14 protein-coding genes are annotated in these 16,367 nt (G+C 73.1%); 9 read left to right on the top strand and 5 right to left on the bottom strand.

Annotated elements, in window-relative coordinates; genetic code table 11:
* The coding region (locus tag ABT403_RS37105) for a PucR family transcriptional regulator (RefSeq protein WP_351650815.1) at positions 1-730 on the top strand (730 nt) is incomplete at its 5' end.
* On the opposite strand, the gene ABT403_RS37100 is transcribed toward ABT403_RS37105, so the two are convergent.
* Positions 630-2,588 (bottom strand): APC family permease, encoded by a 1,959-nt coding sequence (locus tag ABT403_RS37100; RefSeq protein ID WP_344168293.1) that lies wholly within the window; start codon positions 2,586-2,588, stop codon positions 630-632. The two genes, ABT403_RS37105 and ABT403_RS37100, sit on opposite strands and share 101 nt — an antisense overlap.
* Before the next feature lie 176 nt (positions 2,589-2,764).
* On the opposite strand from ABT403_RS37100, the gene ABT403_RS37095 reads away from it, so the two are divergent.
* A complete protein-coding gene (locus ABT403_RS37095) occupies positions 2,765-3,184 on the top strand; it encodes an SHOCT domain-containing protein (protein WP_344168296.1) in 420 nt (139 codons plus the stop codon).
* Between the two features lie 19 nt (positions 3,185-3,203).
* On the opposite strand, the gene ABT403_RS37090 is transcribed toward ABT403_RS37095, so the two are convergent.
* Positions 3,204-3,659 carry a (2Fe-2S)-binding protein gene (locus ABT403_RS37090; RefSeq protein WP_344168300.1) on the bottom strand — a complete coding sequence of 152 codons (456 nt, stop codon included), beginning with the start codon at positions 3,657-3,659 and terminating at the stop codon, positions 3,204-3,206.
* 18 nt (positions 3,660-3,677) lie between these two features.
* On the bottom strand, positions 3,678-5,924 hold the full coding sequence (locus ABT403_RS37085; RefSeq protein WP_344168303.1) for a xanthine dehydrogenase family protein molybdopterin-binding subunit: 2,247 nt from the start codon (positions 5,922-5,924) through the stop codon (positions 3,678-3,680).
* A gap of 301 nt (positions 5,925-6,225) precedes the next feature.
* Here ABT403_RS37085 and ABT403_RS37080 point away from each other — a divergent pair, with 301 nt between their 5' ends.
* On the top strand, positions 6,226-6,474 hold the full coding sequence (locus ABT403_RS37080; RefSeq protein WP_344168306.1) for an SCO4226 family nickel-binding protein: 249 nt from the start codon (positions 6,226-6,228) through the stop codon (positions 6,472-6,474).
* A 207-nt stretch (positions 6,475-6,681) separates the two neighbouring features.
* Entirely contained in the window at positions 6,682-8,112 is a 1,431-nt protein-coding gene (locus tag ABT403_RS37075) for a PP2C family protein-serine/threonine phosphatase (RefSeq protein WP_344168309.1), read from the top strand.
* A 121-nt stretch (positions 8,113-8,233) separates the two neighbouring features.
* Here ABT403_RS37075 and ABT403_RS37070 read toward each other — a convergent pair whose 3' ends face one another.
* Positions 8,234-9,736 carry a DNA-binding protein NsdB gene (locus tag ABT403_RS37070; protein WP_344168312.1) on the bottom strand — a complete coding sequence of 501 codons (1,503 nt, stop codon included), beginning with the start codon at positions 9,734-9,736 and terminating at the stop codon, positions 8,234-8,236.
* A 232-nt stretch (positions 9,737-9,968) separates the two neighbouring features.
* Between ABT403_RS37070 and ABT403_RS37065 the strand changes: the two genes are divergently transcribed.
* Positions 9,969-11,090 carry an aminoglycoside phosphotransferase family protein gene (locus ABT403_RS37065; protein ID WP_344168315.1) on the top strand — a complete coding sequence of 374 codons (1,122 nt, stop codon included), beginning with the start codon at positions 9,969-9,971 and terminating at the stop codon, positions 11,088-11,090.
* A gap of 240 nt (positions 11,091-11,330) precedes the next feature.
* Positions 11,331-13,133 (top strand): 3-oxosteroid 1-dehydrogenase, encoded by a 1,803-nt coding sequence (gene kstD, locus ABT403_RS37060; RefSeq protein ID WP_344168318.1) that lies wholly within the window; start codon positions 11,331-11,333, stop codon positions 13,131-13,133.
* A 7-nt stretch (positions 13,134-13,140) separates the two neighbouring features.
* On the opposite strand, the gene ABT403_RS37055 is transcribed toward kstD, so the two are convergent.
* The gene (locus ABT403_RS37055; protein ID WP_344168321.1) at positions 13,141-13,641 is read right to left on the bottom strand and encodes a hypothetical protein; all 501 of its coding nucleotides are present in this window, start codon (positions 13,639-13,641) and stop codon (positions 13,141-13,143) included.
* 329 nt (positions 13,642-13,970) lie between these two features.
* Here ABT403_RS37055 and ABT403_RS37050 point away from each other — a divergent pair, with 329 nt between their 5' ends.
* Genes ABT403_RS37050 through ABT403_RS37040 form a run of 3 tightly spaced genes read left to right on the top strand, consistent with a single transcriptional unit; the run spans position 13,971 to position 16,350 of the window.
* A complete protein-coding gene (locus ABT403_RS37050; protein ID WP_344168324.1) occupies positions 13,971-14,594 on the top strand; it encodes a hypothetical protein in 624 nt (207 codons plus the stop codon).
* Positions 14,595-14,608: 14 nt separating this feature from the next.
* Complete coding sequence (locus tag ABT403_RS37045; RefSeq protein WP_344168452.1) at positions 14,609-15,139, top strand: toxin-antitoxin system, toxin component; 531 nt, start codon at positions 14,609-14,611, stop codon at positions 15,137-15,139.
* On the top strand, positions 15,136-16,350 hold the full coding sequence (locus tag ABT403_RS37040; RefSeq protein ID WP_344168327.1) for an MAB_1171c family putative transporter: 1,215 nt from the start codon (positions 15,136-15,138) through the stop codon (positions 16,348-16,350). The genes ABT403_RS37045 and ABT403_RS37040 overlap by 4 nt, the downstream gene beginning before the upstream one ends.
* Positions 16,351-16,367: the final 17 nt, after the last annotated feature.

Genomic DNA, 16,367 nt, shown 5'->3' with positions numbered 1-16,367 from the left:
CTTCGTGGTGGTGGCCTTGGCCCCCTCCGGCCCGGGCGACGGCGGCCCGGGGTACGGCGGCCCCGGCGGCGGCGACGGGGCGGGGGGCGGGGTGGCGGAGGGCCCGCGGGTGCTGTGGCGGATCCGGGCCGACGGGGAGACCGGGGTCGCCGAGCTGGGCCACCACCCGCTGGAGGCCCTGCGGGCGCTGCTGGCCCGCCTCCCGGTCCGCGCCGGGATCAGCCCGGTGGTGGGGACCCCGGCCGAACTGGCGGGGGCCCGCCGGCTCGCGGCGCTCGCCCTGCGCACCGCCCCGTCCGGGCCCGGCCCGGGAACCGCCGCCCTGCTGGACGAGCGGCTCCCGGCGGCACTGGTCGCGGCCGACCCGGAACTCGCCGCCCGGCTGCGGGAGGTGGTGCTGGGGCCGGTGCTGGCGCTGGCCCCGCAGGAGGCGCGGGTACTGCTGGTCACGCTGGGCACCTGGCTGGACTGCCGGGGCTCGACCACGTACGCGGCCCAGCGGCTCTACTGCCACCGCAACACCGTCTCCAACCGGCTGCGGCGCCTGGAGCAGCTCACCGGCCGGGCCCTGTCCGACCCGGCGCACGTGGTGGAACTGGCCCTGGCCCACGCGGCGGTGGTCCAGCGGCCTACAGCCCCGCCGCCTCCCCCTGCGGCCGCGGCTGCGGCTGCGGATGACGGGCCGACTCCAGCAGGTACGGCACGTCGATCACCGCGATCCCCGGGGTGAAGAGCAGCTTCGCCTTGAGCCGCAGCGCGTTCTGGTTGTGCAGCGGCTGCTCCCACCAGTGCCCGACGACGTACTCGGGGATGACCACCGAGAGCACGTCGGTGCCCTCGGCGGCCGCGGCCTCCTCGACGTAGGACACCACCGGGCCGACCACCTCGCGGTAAGGCGAGTGCAGGACCTTCAGCGGGATGCCCGGGTCGACGTCCGCCCAGGCCTCGCGCAGCCGCCGCGCCTCCTGCTCGTCGGCGGCCACGGAGAGCGCGCTGAGGGTGTCCGCCCGCAGCCCCTGGGCGTAGCCGAGGGCCTTGAGGGTCGGCGCGTGGACGTTGGCGACGAGGACGACGACGTGGTGGCGGGCCGGTTTGCGCGGCCGGTCACCGGGGGCGACGGCGACCTGGCCGGCGACCCGGTCGTAGTGCCGGCGGACCCCCTTCATGCCGAGGAACAGGGCGGGCATGGCGATGACGACCAGCCAGGCCCCGTGCGTGAACTTGGTGATCAGCACGATGACCAGGACCACGGCGGTCATGACCGCGCCGACGGCGTTGATGGCGAGCCGGCGGTGGATGTGGACCCGCCCGGCGCGCGGGGTCGCGGGGGAGGCGAGCTCGCGCCGCCAGTGCCGGACCATGCCCGCCTGGGACAGGGTGAAGGAGACGAAGACGCCGATGATGTAGAGCTGGATGAGGCGGGTCAGCTGGGCGTCGAAGGCGACGATGAGGGCGATGGCCGCGCAGGCGAGCAGGACGACACCGTTGGAGTACACCAGCCGGTCGCCCCGGTTGTAGAGCTGGCGCGGCGCGTAGTGGTCCTTGGCGAGGATCGAGGCGAGCATCGGGAAGCCGTTGAAGGCGGTGTTCGCGGCGAGGACCAGGACGCCCGCGGTGGCGGCCTGGAGGAGGTAGAAGAGGAAGTCCAGGTCCCCGAAGGTGGCCCGGCCGATCTGGGCGAGGGCGGTGGACATCGGGGTGTTCGCGGGCAGGCCCAGTTCGGTGGGGTCGGCGGCGACGTGCACCCGGTAGGCCATGGCGAGGGCGGTGATGCCCGCGAACATGGTCACCGACAGCGCCCCCATCGCGGCGAGGGTGGTCGCCGCGTTCTTCGCCTTGGGCTTCTGGAAGGCGGGGACGCCGTTGCTGATGGCCTCGACTCCGGTGAGGGCGGTGCAGCCGGAGGCGAAGGCGCGCAGGGCGAGGAAGACGACGGCGATGCCGGTGTAGGTGCCGGCCGCGTCGATGGGCAGGTGGGCGGACTCGGCGCGGATGGTCGCGCCGGTGCCGAGGCGGACGGCGGCGACGGCGAACATGACGTAGATGATGAGCACGAAGCCGTAGGTGGGGACGGCGAAGACGCGCCCCGACTCCCGTACGCCGCGCAGGTTCATCAGGGTCAGCAGCACCACGAAGGCGACGGACAGGCCGACTTGGTGGTCGCTGAGGGAGGGGATCGCCGAGGTGATGGCGGCGACCCCGGAGACCACGGACACGGCGACGGTCATCACGTAGTCGACGAGCAGCGCGCTGGCGGCCGTGAGGGCGGCGGCGGGGCCGAGGTTCTCGGAACTGACGACGTACGCGCCCCCGCCGCCGGGGTAGGCGTGGCAGGTCTGCCGGTAGGAGGCGACGACGACCACGAGCAGGAAGACGATGGCGGCGGCCGCGTACCACGCGAGGTGGAGCAGCGCGACTCCGCCGAGGGCGAGGATCAGCAGGATCTCCTCGGTGGCGTAGGCCACGGAGGAGAGCGGGTCGCTGCAGAAGATGGGCAGCGCGAGCCGTTTGGGCAGCAGGGTCTCGCCCAGGCGCGCGGTGTCCAGGGGCTCACCGACCAGCAGCCGTTTCGCATTGATTCGCCTCATTCCGCGAGGGATATCCATCTCGCACGGATTTCAGACGTTCAGGGGGCGTACTCCGCCGGGTCGGCGTCGCCCGTACGGCCCAGTGGCGATCTTCATCGGTCGCTGCGATGGTGATCCGGTCGGCCGCCGTGCGGTCATCCGCGCGGGAGCGGCCGGCTCTACGGAAGGAGACGGCCGTGGTGACATCCGTCGACCTGGCCTACGACTACCCGGTGCTCGGTGCCTTCTGGACCGTGATGTGGATCTTCCTCTGGGTGATGTGGCTCGTCCTGCTGTTCCGGATCGTGGTGGACATCTTCCGGGACCACGAGATGAGCGGCTGGGCCAAGGCCGCCTGGCTCCTCTTCCTGATCCTGATCCCCTTCCTGGGCGTACTGGTCTACGTGATCGCCCGGGGCGGGAACATGGGCAGGCGGGAGATCAAGCACGCGCAGGAACAGCAGGAGGCCTTCAACGCCTACATCCGCGAGGCGGCCGGATCGCCCTCCCCCGGCAAGGCCACGGCGGACGACCTGGTGAAGCTCTCGGAGCTGCGGGCGAAGGGCGAGCTGAACGACGAGGAGTTCCGTCAGGCCAAGGAGAAGCTCCTGGCCTGACCCCGTCCGCGGGCGGCCGTCACATCCGGGCGGCCGCGCTGCGGATGGCCTCGCGGATGCGGAAGTAGGTCCCGCAGCGGCAGATGTTGGCGATGGCGTCGATGTCCTCGTCCGTGGGCTCGCTCGTCCGCTTCAGCAGCGCCACGGCGGCCATGATCTGCCCGGGCTGGCAGTAGCCGCACTGGGCGACGTCCTGTTCGAGCCAGGCCTCCTGGACGGGGTGCAGCCGGTCGCCGTCGGCGAGGCCCTCGATGGTGGTGACCGCCTTGCCCGCGCAGGCGGAGACCGGCACCACGCAGGGGCGGACGTCCACCCCGTCGAGGTGGCTGGTGCAGGCCTTGCAGACGTCCACCCCGCAGCCGTACTTGGGGCCGGTGATCCCGAGCATGTCCCGGAGCACCCACAGCAGGGGGAGGTTGTCGGGCGCGTCGACGGTGACGCTCCGCCCGTTGACGGTGAAGGTGTGCGAGGGCACGGCGGCGTACTCCAGGGGTCAGCGCGGGTAGGGGGTGAAGTCGACGTCGAAGTCGAGGGGGAAGCTGCGCGGCTTGGAACCGGTCGCCCGGGCCCAGGCGTTGGCGATGGCCCCGACGGCGGCGGGCACGCCGAGCTCGCCCGCGCCGCCCGGCTCGGTGCCCGTGGCGGGGAGCACGAAGACCCGTACGTCCTTCGGGGTGTCACGCTGCTTCGCCCAGTGGAACTGGCTGTAACTGCCCTCCAGCGGCAGGCCCTTGTCCAGGTGCAGGCCGGCGCGCAGGGTGGTGGAGATGGCGTCGGTGAGGCCGCCGATCATCTGCGCCTCCAGCCCGCGCGGGTTGACCGGCAGGCCCACGTCGACGGCGATGACCGCCCGCGTGACGCGGACGTGCTCCGGATCGCGGGTGTCGATCTCCACCAGGCAGGCGGTGCGCGACTTGTACTCCTCGTGGAAGGCGATGCCCTGCGCGCAGCCGGCCGGCAGGGCGCGCCCCCACTGCCCCTCGGCGGCCACCTTGTCGAGCACGGCGCGCTGGGCGTCGGTCTTGAGGAAGGTGCGCCGGAAGCGGTACGGGTCCTTGCCGGTGGCGGCGGCCAGTTCGTCGACCACGATCTCCTCGGCGCCGCGGGTGTTGGCCGAGTAGACCGAGCGCCAGGACCCGGTGGGGATCCCGGTGGGCACCTCGGTCAGCGCCTGGGTGGTGAGTCCGAAGTGGTACGGGGACTTCACCGTGGTGAGGAACAGGGTCTGTGCGAGGGTGGCGTTGCCGATGCCCGAGGGCAGGCTCGCCGCGGTGGCCGTGATGATCTCGCCGAGTCCGTGCCGGAAGTCGGTCTCGGCGGCGGCGACGCGGTGCTCGAAGCTGAGGACCTCGCCGAGCAGGTGGGTGGCGCGGATCCGGTGGTGGGTGGCGGGGCGCATGCGGCCGTGCCGGGTGTCGTCCACGCGGGTCCACATGAGCCTGACCGGGCGGCGGCAGGCCTTGGAGACGCGGGCGGCCTCCAGGGCCGCGTCGAAGAACAGGCGGCGGCCGAAGGAGCCGCCGGCCTGGACCACGTGCACCTTCACCTTGTCCAGCGGCAGTCCGAGGTCGGCGGCGATGGTCTCGCGGGCGACGATGGGGGACTTCAGGCCCGACCAGATCTCGGCCCGGTCGTCGCGGACGTCGGCGACGGCGGAGTTGGTCTCCATCGGGGCGTGGCTGACGAAGGCGAAGTCGAACTCCGCGTCCACGTACGGGGTGAGCAGCGGCGGCAGGAGCGGGGGCGGGTTGGCGGCGCGCAGCTTGGCGCGGATCTGCTCGTCCGAGAGCCGGTCGGCGGGGCCGGGGCCCCACTCGACCTGGAGGGCGGCCTTGGCGTCGAGGGCCTGTCCGAAGGTCTCGGCGACGACGGCGACCCCGGTGGGGACCGTCACGACGTGCAGGACGCCGGGCATGGCCTCGACGGCCGCCCGGTTGGCCACGGAGCGGACGCTGCCGCCGAGGCTGGGCGGGCGGCGCAGCACGCAGGGCTTGGCCCCCGGTACGTCGAGGTCGAGGGTGTAGCGCTGGGCGCCGGTGACCATGGCGCGGGCGTCGACGCGGCCGGTCGGGGTACCGACGAGGGAGTGCCGGGCGGCCGGCTTCGGGGTGGCGCCGAGGACGACGAGGCCGGGTGCGGCGGCGGCCGCGGCGAGGCTCCCGTAGCCGGCGGTGCGGCCGTCCGGGGCGCGTACGGAGCCGTTGGCGGTCGTCAGCGTGGCGGCGGGCAGGCTCCAGCGGGCGGCGGCGGCCGCGACGAGGCGGGCCCGTGCGGTGGCGGCGCACTGGCGGACCGGGCCGTACAGGGAGCGGATCGAGTTGGAGGAGCCGGTGAGCTGGTTGAACAGCAACTCGGGCCGGGCGTCCTCCAGTTCCACCCGGACGCTGCCCAGCGGGGCGTCGAGCTCCTCCGCGACCAGCATGGCCACGGCGGTGGTGAGGCCCTGGCCGACCTCCTCGCGGGGCAGCCGGAAGCGGATGGTGCCGTCCTCCTCGACGACGAGCGCCAGCAGGGCGGAGGTCGGGGCGCCGGCCAGGATGAACAGGTTGCCGAGGTCGATCAGGTCGGCGACCTCGGGCAGGCTCGGCACCACGGCGTGCGCGGGCTGCGGGGCCAGGGCGTCGGCCCCGGCCCGGGTGACGAGGGCCAGGGTGGGGGCCGCGACCAGGTAGGTCAGGAAGGACCGGCGGCTGTGCCCGCCGTCGCCCCGCCCCGTCGGCGTGCTGCTCTCTTCGGACATCTGGTCCTGTCCCCACCCTCCCCCGGCCCGCACGGAGCGGACCGCCCCGGCTCGTTACCGACACGTAGGGTAGCGATCACCGGGTGGGGTGGGAAGCGGAAGCGACGGACGGGGTCCTTCGTTCGAGTGGTGCCCCCGACGGGACCCCACCCCCGGCCCGGGGTGTCCGTGCCACCTCCGCGGCCTCGTACGCCTCGCCCGTACGATCGAGCCACTCCCCCCGGAAGGCCGATTTCCGGCCATGGGCGGACGATGGAAGCAGATCCGTACACGGTGGCGACACGTGAGGAGGTGTACGGCGATGGCCCAGTTCATGGATGTCCACCACGGCATGAAGGGCATCACCGCGGACCAGCTGATGGAGGCCCACAAGGCCGATCTGGCCATCCAGTCCGACGAGAAGGTGACGTTCCAGCGCGCCTGGGCCGACCCCGCGTCCGGCGAGGTCTACTGCCTGTCCGAGGCCCCCTCGGCGGCGGCGGTCCAGAAGATCCACGAGCGGGCGGGACACCCGGCCGACGAGATCCACCCGGTGCCGCTCAGCGTCTGACGGCCCGGAGCACTCCGATACTGACCGGAAATGTTCGTACGGACGGGAGGCGAACGGGAGGCCTTCGGCATATGCCGTAAGCAAGAACGTTACGGATGTTGCCAAACGCCTTACAGGCCGTCCCGGGCTGTGCCACAGTCGTAACCGGTCCTTCTTTCAGACCTGGCCGTGCCGCGCCTGTATCGCCGCGCCTGTATCGGAGTGCTCATGCCGTCCCACCTGTACGCGGACCGTTCCGCGCAGCCGCCCGAGCCGGGATCCGTGGACGCGCTGATCTCGCAGACCCGCCGGCTCCGCGGCGAGGTGGACGCGGTGCGCCGCGACACCGTCGCGGACGACGACGACGCCCAGGGCCGCTGGCAGCGCGCGCTGTGCGACCTCGCCGTGCACCACCTCGACGACCTGGGCCAGCACCTGGGCCAGCTCAAGGAAGGGCTGCCGCCCGCCCCCGAGTACGTCGAACTCCCCCCGGCACCGCCGGAGTCCGCCTCCGAGGACCGCCAGACCCGGGTCGGCAGCGCCGAGTGGAACCTGCTGACGGACGAGGTCACCTGGTCCGAGGAGCTCTTCCAGATCTTCGGCCGCTCCCCCGAGGCGGGCCCGCTCCCCCTCGACGAACTGGGCTCCACCCTGTTCTCCGAAGACCAGCCGCTGCTGACCGCGATGGTCACCGACTGCCTGGTCGACGGCAAGCCGATAGACGGCGAGTTCCGCATCGTCCGGGCCGACGGCCGGGTCCGGACGCTGCACATGAGGGGCGAGCCGGTACTCGACGCGGACGGCTGCACGGCCTCGATGTGGGCCGTGCTGCGGGACGTCAGCGAACTGCGCCGCAGCCAGCGGGCCGAGCGCGAGTCACGCGACTCGCTCCAGCGCCGCCGGGAGATCGCGCAGACCGAGCACCGGCTGGCGGTCGAGCTGCAGGAAGCCGTGCTCCCCCCGTGGCGCGGCTCCCTGCGGTTCCCGCACGACAGTGCCGGCACGCTGGACGTGGCGGCCCACTACCTCCCCTCCGCGAACAGCACGCTGATCGGCGGCGACTGGTACGACGCGCTCGAACTCCCCGACGGACGCTCCCTGCTGACGGTCGGCGACCTCACCGGACACGGGGTCAGCGCCACCTCGGGCATGGCCATGCTGCTCGGCGCCCTGCGCGGGATGACCATGGCCGGCATCGAACCGGGCCCGCTGATGGGCTGGCTCAACCAGCTGCTGGAGAACTCCGCGCAGCCCGCCCTCGGTTCGGCCGTCTGCTGCCGCTACGACCCCGACCGCCGCCTGCTCTCCTGGGCGCAGGCCGGACACCCCGCCCCGCTGCTCTTCCGCCACGGCCAGGGGCGTGCGCTCCAGCCGCCGGAGGGGGTCCTGCTGGGCGCCACCTCGGGCGCCGTGTACGGGCAGGCCGAGGAACCGCTGGAGCCGGGCGACGTGCTCGTCCTCCACACCGACGGACTGACCTCGCGCAGCGTCGGGTACAGCCGGATCGACGGCACGGAGCGGCTGCTGGCGCTCGCCCCGCGCCTCTCGGCGGCGCGGTCGGCACGCGACTGCGTGCGGATGGTGACGGAGGAGTTCGGCGAGAGCGAGCGCGAGGACGACGCCTGCGTGCTGGTCGCCCGCATCGGCGGCCAGGCCTGATCCGAACGACACGGCCCGGCGTCCCTCGCCACGGATCGTTTCCCAGGGGCCGCGCCCGAGGCGCGGCCCCTTTTTCCGTTCGTCGTACGCTCCCGTCCTGCGTGGTGCGCGGCACCGCCCCCTAGACCTCCGCCTCCGCACGGCGCGGGGCACGCGGGGAGGGGCTGTCGGGGAGGGCCTGCTCGATCTCCTCGCGCAGGTCCTCGATGCGCGCGTAGCCGGCGTACTGGCCGGTGAGGCGGTACATCTCGCGCAGCCGGTCCCATGTCCGGTGCGAGGACGTCTCGTTCATCGACACCAGGGCCAGGCGGGCGTAGCGGTCGGCCTGTTCGGGGTCGTCGGCGATGAAGCAGGCCGAGGCCATGGAGATGTAGTCGAAGATCTGCGAACGCTGGTACCCGTCACCGCGCAGCCGCAGCGCCTCCCGCGCGTGCCGTGCCGCCACCGGGGCGGCCGAGGCGTCGTGGTCGGCGAGCGTGCGGTACGCCAGGGCCTGCATCCCGTGCAGGTCGGCCTCGTCGAAGTGCTGCATCCACGACGGGGGCGGTACGTCGCCCTTGTCGGACACGAACAGGTCCTCGGCCTCGCCCAGGGTGCGGCGCATGGCCTGCCCCTTGCCCATGGCGGCCTGGGCCCAGGCCTCGATGGTGTGCAGCATGGCGCGGGTGCGCGGCAGGGTCTGGTCCCCGGAGCCGGCCTGCGCCAGCTTCATCAGGTCCAGCGCCTCGTTGGGCTTGCCCAGGTGGACCATCTGGCGGGCGGCCCGCGACAGCGCCTCGCCGGCCCTCGGGCGGTCGCCGCCCTCGCGGGCGGCGTGCGCGGCGATGACGAAGTACTTCTGCGCGGTGGGTTCGAGGCCGACGTCGTGCGACATCCATCCCGCCAGCACCGCCAGGTTGGCCGCCACCCCCCAGAGCCTGCGCTGGAGGTGGTCCGGGTGGTGGTACGCGAGCATGCCGCCGACCTCGTTCAGCTGGCCGACGACGGCCTTGCGCTGGAGACCGCCGCCTCTGGAGGCGTCCCAGGCCCGGAAGACCTCGACCGAGCGCTCCAGCGCCTCGATCTCCTGCGAGCCGATGGGGGCGGCCTCGTAGCGGTCGTAGCCCGCCGGGTCGGCCTGGTAGGGGTCGCCGAACCGCTGGGGTTCCTTGGCGGTGGCGGGGTCGGCTTGCAGCCATTCGTACATGGCGTTGCTGAGGGCTGAGCCGGCGGTGAGCACGACTCCCGCGCCCATCAGGCCGCGACGGTTGAGCATGAGGTCCATTCCCGTGAATTCGGTGAGGACCGCGGCTGTGCGTTCGGGCGCCCAGGGCACTCCGTCGGGGTTCTCCTTCACCCCGTCCGGCTGCCGTCTGGTGGCGCGCCGCTGCCGTACGAACCCGAGGTCCTCGATGGTCACGACACGACCGAGCCGCTCGGTGAACAGTGCTGCCAGTACCGTGGGCACCGGTTCGCGCGGGGTCTCCCCCATGTCGATCCAGCGCCGTACCCGCGAGGTGTCGGTGGCCAGCTGGTGGTGGCCCATCGCGGCCGCCTGCCGGTTGACCATCCTCGCGAGTTCGCCCTTCGACCAGCCGGCCAGGCCGAACAGGTCGTTCAGACGGGTGTTTGGACCTTTGCTCACGTCAAGCCCCCAGGTTCTCGGCTGAGTTGACAGTAACCCCCTGTCAGTTCCCCGTGGACTATTCGCCAGGGTTCGCCAGGGCACGCCCGGTGGTTCGCCACCTGCCGCCGGGTGTCAGGTAGGAATGCGCCTCCCCGACCCGGTTCACCGGCGGAACTCCCCAGGGTGAAGTACGGGATCCGGCGGGGCGGCGTACGCAACTCGTCGGCGCACGAAGGGAACCGTAAACGCCATGTACGCAGCAACGTCCTCCGTGTCCGCCCCGGTCCGCCCGCACCGCACCCTCCAGGCGGGGGGCGGTGGCATCTCCCTCGAACCCGGCCGCCAGCCGGTACCGGCGCAGGGCGCCGTCCGGGCGCGGCGGATGCCGGCGGCCGGATCGCAGCCGCTCAGCGGAAGAATCGACCTCTCCGGCCCGCAGGGCGCGCAGCTGCGCACGGCGCTCGCGTCGGTGCAGCGGATCTGTCCGGAGTTCGCCCCGGTCCAGGTCCTGCGGCGCAGCGGCCGGTCGGTCCTCCTGGTCGGGACGACGGGACGGATGACCGCGGTCGCGAAGGTTTTACTGGACCACTCGCCCGAGTGGCGCGAGCGGTACCGGCACGAAATAGCGACGTACCGGACCTTCGTCCGGCACCGCCCGCCGGTCCGTGTGCCCCGGCTGATCGCCGCCGACCCGGAGAACTGCGTCCTGGTCGTCGAGCGGATGGCCGGCCGGGTGGCCGCCCTCCAGCGGCACCCGGTGGAGGCGCCGCCGAGGACCGACGTACGGGCGGCGCTGGGCGCGGTGTGCCGGGTCAACCAGTGGCGCCCGCCGGCCGACCTGTTCGGGCACCCGGTGGACTACGCGCGGCGGATCTCGCGCGACCACGGCCTCGGGCTGCTCACCGACCGGGACTACGGCGACCTGCAGAAGCTGCTGCACGGACTGCGGCTGGTCCCCTGGCAGTTCAACCACGGCGACGCCCTGCTCTCGAACCTGCTGCTGTCCCCGGCCGGGCCGGTGATGCTGGACTGGGAGCACGCGGGCTGGTACCTGCCGGGGTACGACCTGGCCACGCTGTGGGCGGTGCTGGGTGACGCCCCTGCGGCGCGCGCCCAGATCAGCCGGCTCGCGCAGTCGTCCGGCCCGGCGGCACGGGACGCCTTCCTGGTGAACCTGATGCTGGTGCTGACCCGGGAGATCCGGATGTGCGAGACGGCCGTACAGCGCTCCATGCTGGCGGCGCCCGCGTCCCAGCCGCTGCCCGCCGGGGCCGTGTCCTCGGGGGAGGAGCAGCGTCTGCTGCTGCGCCGCCTCCACGACGACGCGGGCATGGCCCGCAGAGCGGTCCGGGCGGCGGTCGGTACCCGCTGACCCTTCCCGGCCCCCGTACCCAGCCGCCTCGACCCGTCTCGACCCCTCTCGGCCCGTCTCCACCCGTCACGGAATCCCGTGGCTCCCGCACCCGGTGCGGGAGCCACGGGATTCGGTGCGTCCGGGGAGCGGATCGCCCCGGTGCGCGTGCCTTGACTTCACATGATCCCCCGAACACCTTTTCTGACTCAGCATCAGGAATCCGGAGCCCGCCCCTTCCCACACCACTGGAGCCCGCCCATGACCGAGGCCGTGTCCCCGTCCGGGAACGCCGACCCCGCGCGTCCCGCCCTCCCCTCCCGCCGGAAGGTCCTCGCCGGGGCGGGGGCCGGGGTGCTCGCCGCCGCCGTGCTGCCGGCAGCCGCCGCGCGGGCCGACGGGGCCGCGCTCGGAGAGTACGACGTGGTGGTGGTCGGGTCGGGGGCGGCGGGCATGACCGCCGCCCTCACCGCGGCCGGCCGGGGGCTGAGCGTGCTGGTGGTGGAGAAGGCCCCGGCCTTCGGCGGCTCGGCGGCGCGTTCGGGGGCCGGGATCTGGCTGCCGAACAACTCGGTGATCCTGGGCGCGGGGGTGCCGGACACCCCGGAGAAGGCGGCGGCGTACCTGTCGGCGGTGGTGGGGCCGGAGGTGCCGGCCGACCGGCAGCGGGCCTTCCTGGACAACGGCCCCCGGATGCTGGACTTCGTCATGGCGAACAGCCCGCTGAGGTTCCGCTTCATGGACGGCTACAGCGACTACTACCCCGACCTGCCGGGCGGTCTGCCGAACGGCCGCTCCATCGAGCCGGACCAGATCGACGGGAACGTCCTGGGCGCCGAACTGGCGCACCTCAACCCGGCGTACATGCCGGTGCCGGCCGGGATGGTGGTGTTCAGCCAGGACTACAAGTGGCTCAACCTCGCGGCGGTCACCGCCAAGGGGCTGGCGGTGTCCACGGAGTGCCTGGCGCGCGGTACGAAGGCGGCCCTGCTCGGGCAGAAGCCGCTGACGATGGGCCAGGCGCTGGCGACCGGGCTGCGGGCCGGGCTGATGCGGGCGGGGGTGCCGGTGTGGCTGAACAGCCCGCTGGTGGACCTGGTCCAGGAGGGCGGGGCGGTCACCGGGGTGGTGGTGGAGAAGGAGGGCGTACGGGGGGTCGTGCGGGCCCGGCGGGGTGTGGTGGTCGGCTCCGGCGGCTTCGAGCACAACGCGGCGATGCGGGAGCGCTACCAGCAGCAGCCGATCGGCACCGGGTGGTCGGTGGGCGCGAAGGAGAACACCGGCGACGGGATCCTGGCGGGGCAGCGGGCGGGCGCCGCGCTGGCGTTGATGGAGGACGCCTGGTGGGGGCCGTCGATCCCGCTGCCCGGTGAGCCGTACTTCTGCCTGGCGGAGCGGACCCTGCCGGGCGGTCTGATCGTCAACCGTGCGGGGACCCGGTTCGTGAACGAGGCGGCGCCGTACAGCGACGTGGTGCACGTGATGTACGAGAAGGACCGGGGCGCGCCGGGTTCGCACATCCCGGCCTGGCTGATCGTGGACCAGAACTACCGCAACCGGTACCTGTTCAAGGACATCCTGCCGGCCCTGCCCTTCCCGGACGCGTGGTTCGAGGCGGGGGCCGCGAAGAAGGCGTGGACCTGGGACGCGCTGGCCGGTCAGATCGGGGTGCCGGCGGCGGCGTTGCGGGCGACGCTGAACCGCTTCAACGCGCAGGCGTGGAGCGGCTCCGACCCCGACTTCCACCGGGGGGACACGGCGTACGACCACTACTACACGGATCCGAACATCCTGCCGAACTCCTGCCTGGCGCCGGTCTGGGCCCCGCCCTTCTACGCCTTCCGGATCGTCCCGGGCGACCTGGGGACCAAGGGCGGCATCGTCACCGACGCCCGGGCCCGCGCGCTGCGGGCGGACGGGTCGGTGATCCGGGGGCTGTGGGCGGCGGGCAACGCGAGCGCGGCGGTGATGGGCCACAGCTACGCGGGGGCCGGGTCGACGATCGGGCCCGCGATGACGTTCGGCTACGTGGCGGCGAACGACATCGCGGACACCCCCGCCTAGGCGGGGGCTAGCCCTGCTGGAAGAGCTCGGCCGGGAGCGGCTTCAGCAGTGCGTAGAGGTCGTCGGTGATCGGGCGGTCCCAGCTGGCGATCGTCACGAGGACGTTGTCGCTGCGGTCGAACTGGACGCAGGAGATCCGGCTCTCGGAGAGCTTGACCTTGCGGACGATGAGGAGGTTGTCGCCCTGCATGACGGGGCAGTCCTCGGTGCCGGTGACCTCGACCTCCTCGTCGTTCTCGAGGGCGTCGAGGAGCTGGGCCACCTCGAAGGGAACCTGGCCCTCGGCGAGGTCCCGGGCGGGGGACCCCTCGGGCAGGTTGCCGATGATCATCGCGGGGCCGCGGCCGCCGAAGAGGTCGTAGCGGAGGAAGACTCCCTGGCAGCTGCCGTCGGGGGCGGGCAGCAGCCCGGCCCCGAGGTTGCCCGGCCAGTCCCCCGGGTCCATGGCCAGGACGTCGAAGTCCGGGCCGGCGGGTGTGGCGGCGCGGTGGCGGCGGAGGAAGGACATGCGGCCCATGGTACGTGGCCGCGCGGGTTTTCCGGCCCCGGGGGGCCCGCCGCCGCCGGGGCGGGCGGAAGGGCCGCGAAGATCCCGGACCTGCGGGTATGGGGCGTGGGTGCACGATAGTCCTTACCGGCCGGGGCGCCTTGCCGCATGCTCTTTTTTCTGCCACCACCCGCGCTCCTGGCTGTATCTTGCTGTCCGTCCCCGCCACCGGTCCGCGATCGTTTTCGAATCCGCGACTACGATCCGGCGGTGGGGAACCCGACGGCCGGGGGGCCTACCGCCCTCCCGGGCGCGCGCAGGAGGCCTCGGACGTATGGGAGCACAGACGGATGACCGTGTCTGTTGGCGATCCGCCGCTTCCCCTCCCCGTGACGCTGGAGCGGATACGGGCGCTCGCCGTGGAGGGAGGACTGGACGTGGACGAGATCCTGGACACGTGCGCCCTCTCGAAGCGGGCCGGTGTCCCCCCGGAGGTGACGGCGGCCCTGCTGCGCGGCGAGGAGGGGGCCGGTTCCGCGTCCTGCGCGGCCGAGGAGCGGGTCCGCCTGCGGGCGGCCTTCCTGTACGCGGTCTCCCGCCGCGTCGACGGGCGTCCCTACCCCGTCACGGACGTCGCGGCCGCGATCGGCGCCCCGGTCCCCTGGGTCGACGCCCTGGTGTCCGGGCGCACGCCGCCGCACCTGCGCCACTGCGCGGCGCTCGCCGCCTTCTTCGGCCGCGAGGCCTCCTTCCTGACGGACACCCCCGCCCAGGCGGTCAGCCGGGCCCTGCGGCCCACCCTCGAATCCCTCGACTACCGATCGGGCAACCTGATGGCCGACCTCGTGGACCAGTACGGCCTGGTCTCCGTCTCCACCCGGGGAAGACCCCTGTCCCGTACGCAGGAGACCCTGCTGCTGGGGATGATCACGGGGATGCTCTCCGCCGAGCGGCGGGCGGAGGCGGCCCGGTGAACCTGTCCCGTTCGATGCGCAAGCTGTGCACCACGCTGACCTCCTCGCTGGAGCTGGAGGCGCCAACCGATCCGCAGACCCTCTTCCGCGCCCTGTGCGACGCCATGAGCCGCACGCGCGGGGGCCGCCCCATCGTGCTGCGCTTCGAGCGCTTCCCCACCGAGCTGACCACGTCGGGCCTCTGGCTGAACATGGAGGAGTACGACATCGTCGTCGTGGAGAAGTACACGACCCCGGACCACCAACTGGTCATCCTCGGGCACGAGCTGTGGCACATGAACGCCGGCCACTGCGGCGAGCACGGGAACCGGGCCGCCGACGCCGCCCGGGCGCTGCCGGACGCCTCGTCGCTGACGTACGAGAGCGTCGCCGCGCGGTCGCACTACGAGGACCGCCAGGAGATCGAGGCCGAGCGCTTCGGGCTGATGCTCGGCGACCGGTGCCGGTCGTGGCTGGCGGGCGGCGAGTCCTCCGGGGCCGGGCACAGGAACGGTGTGGCGGGGCGGATAGGCAACGCGCTGGGCTACCGCGGACCGATCGGTTGACGTTGACCTCGGACAAGTTCTACATCCCGTACCTCATCCCGGCGGCGATACTCACCCTGGCCCTCGCCATCCGCCTCCCGGTGATCATGAGGTTCTGGCGGATCGACCCGAACGTGCGCTCCCTGGGCGGACTGCTCCTGCTCGGCTCGGCCGTCTTCTACTTCGGCCGGCCCAAGACCCTGGCCCTGCTGAACAGCTCCACAGGCGTCAGCAACTTCGCGGCGCCGCTGGTCTACTCGCTGCTGACGATGTTCTGCGCCTCCTGCCTCATCCTGATCATCCACTGGCGCGGGGGCGATCCACGGCGGGTGCGCCGGACCAACTGGACGATCGGCTGCGTCTACGCCGCCGTGGTCGCCGGCCTGTGGGTCACCTTCGCCTGCGCGGAGGTGCCGGTCGAGCGGCTGCGGGACTTGGACACCTACTACGCCAACACCCCCTGGATGCGCGAGCACATCCTGCTCTACCTGGGGGCCCACACGGCCGCCTGCCTGATCACCTCGGTGGTCACCTGGACCTGGCTGCGCGAGGTGTCGGGCTGGCTGCGGGCCGGCCTGGTGCTCCTCGTCATCGGGTTCATCCTGAACCTCGGCTACGACACGGTGAAGCTGGCCGCGGTGTTCGCCCGCTGGACCGGGCACGACCTGGACTGGCTCAGCACGTACGTGGCCCCGCCGATCGCCTCGGTGTGCGCCCTGTTCATCGCCGTGGGCTTCATCCTCCCGCACGCCGGACAGGCCCTGCAGGGGCTGTGGACGGACTACCGCCAGTACCGCTCCCTCGCGCCGTTCGTGCGGGAGCTGGCCGGGCTGGACACCGGTTCGCTGCGGCTTCCCCGGCGGACCCCGGTGAGCCGGCGCCTGGTCCAGCGCAGGACGCAGATCAGCGACGGGCTGCTGCGGCTCCAGCCGTACATGGACCCGGGGGTCCGCGGCCGGGCGCTCGCCGAGGCCCTGGCCCGTGACGAGGCGCCCGCTCAAGCTGCGGCGACGGCCGACGCGGTGGCGGTGGTCGCCGCGGTGCGCGGCCTGCGCGGGGGTGCGGCGGCGGACCCCGGGGCCGGGGCGCCGGGCACGGCCGGGGCCGCGCCGGGGCCGGCCGGGGCGCCGGACCTGGTCGCCGTGGCCCGGGCCCTGCGCCGGTCCCCCGTCGTCAGTTCCTTCCGCACCCGCCCGTACCCCTCGGACCGGCCCGGGGGCGTGCGCCGCTGAGCGGGCGCCCGCCCGGG

The organism is Streptomyces sp. NPDC000075 (genome assembly GCF_040301925.1).
GTDB lineage: Bacteria > Actinomycetota > Actinomycetes > Streptomycetales > Streptomycetaceae > Streptomyces > Streptomyces polychromogenes.
Note: the sequence above shows the minus strand (reverse complement) of the source record. Positions and strands in the feature narration are given on the sequence as shown.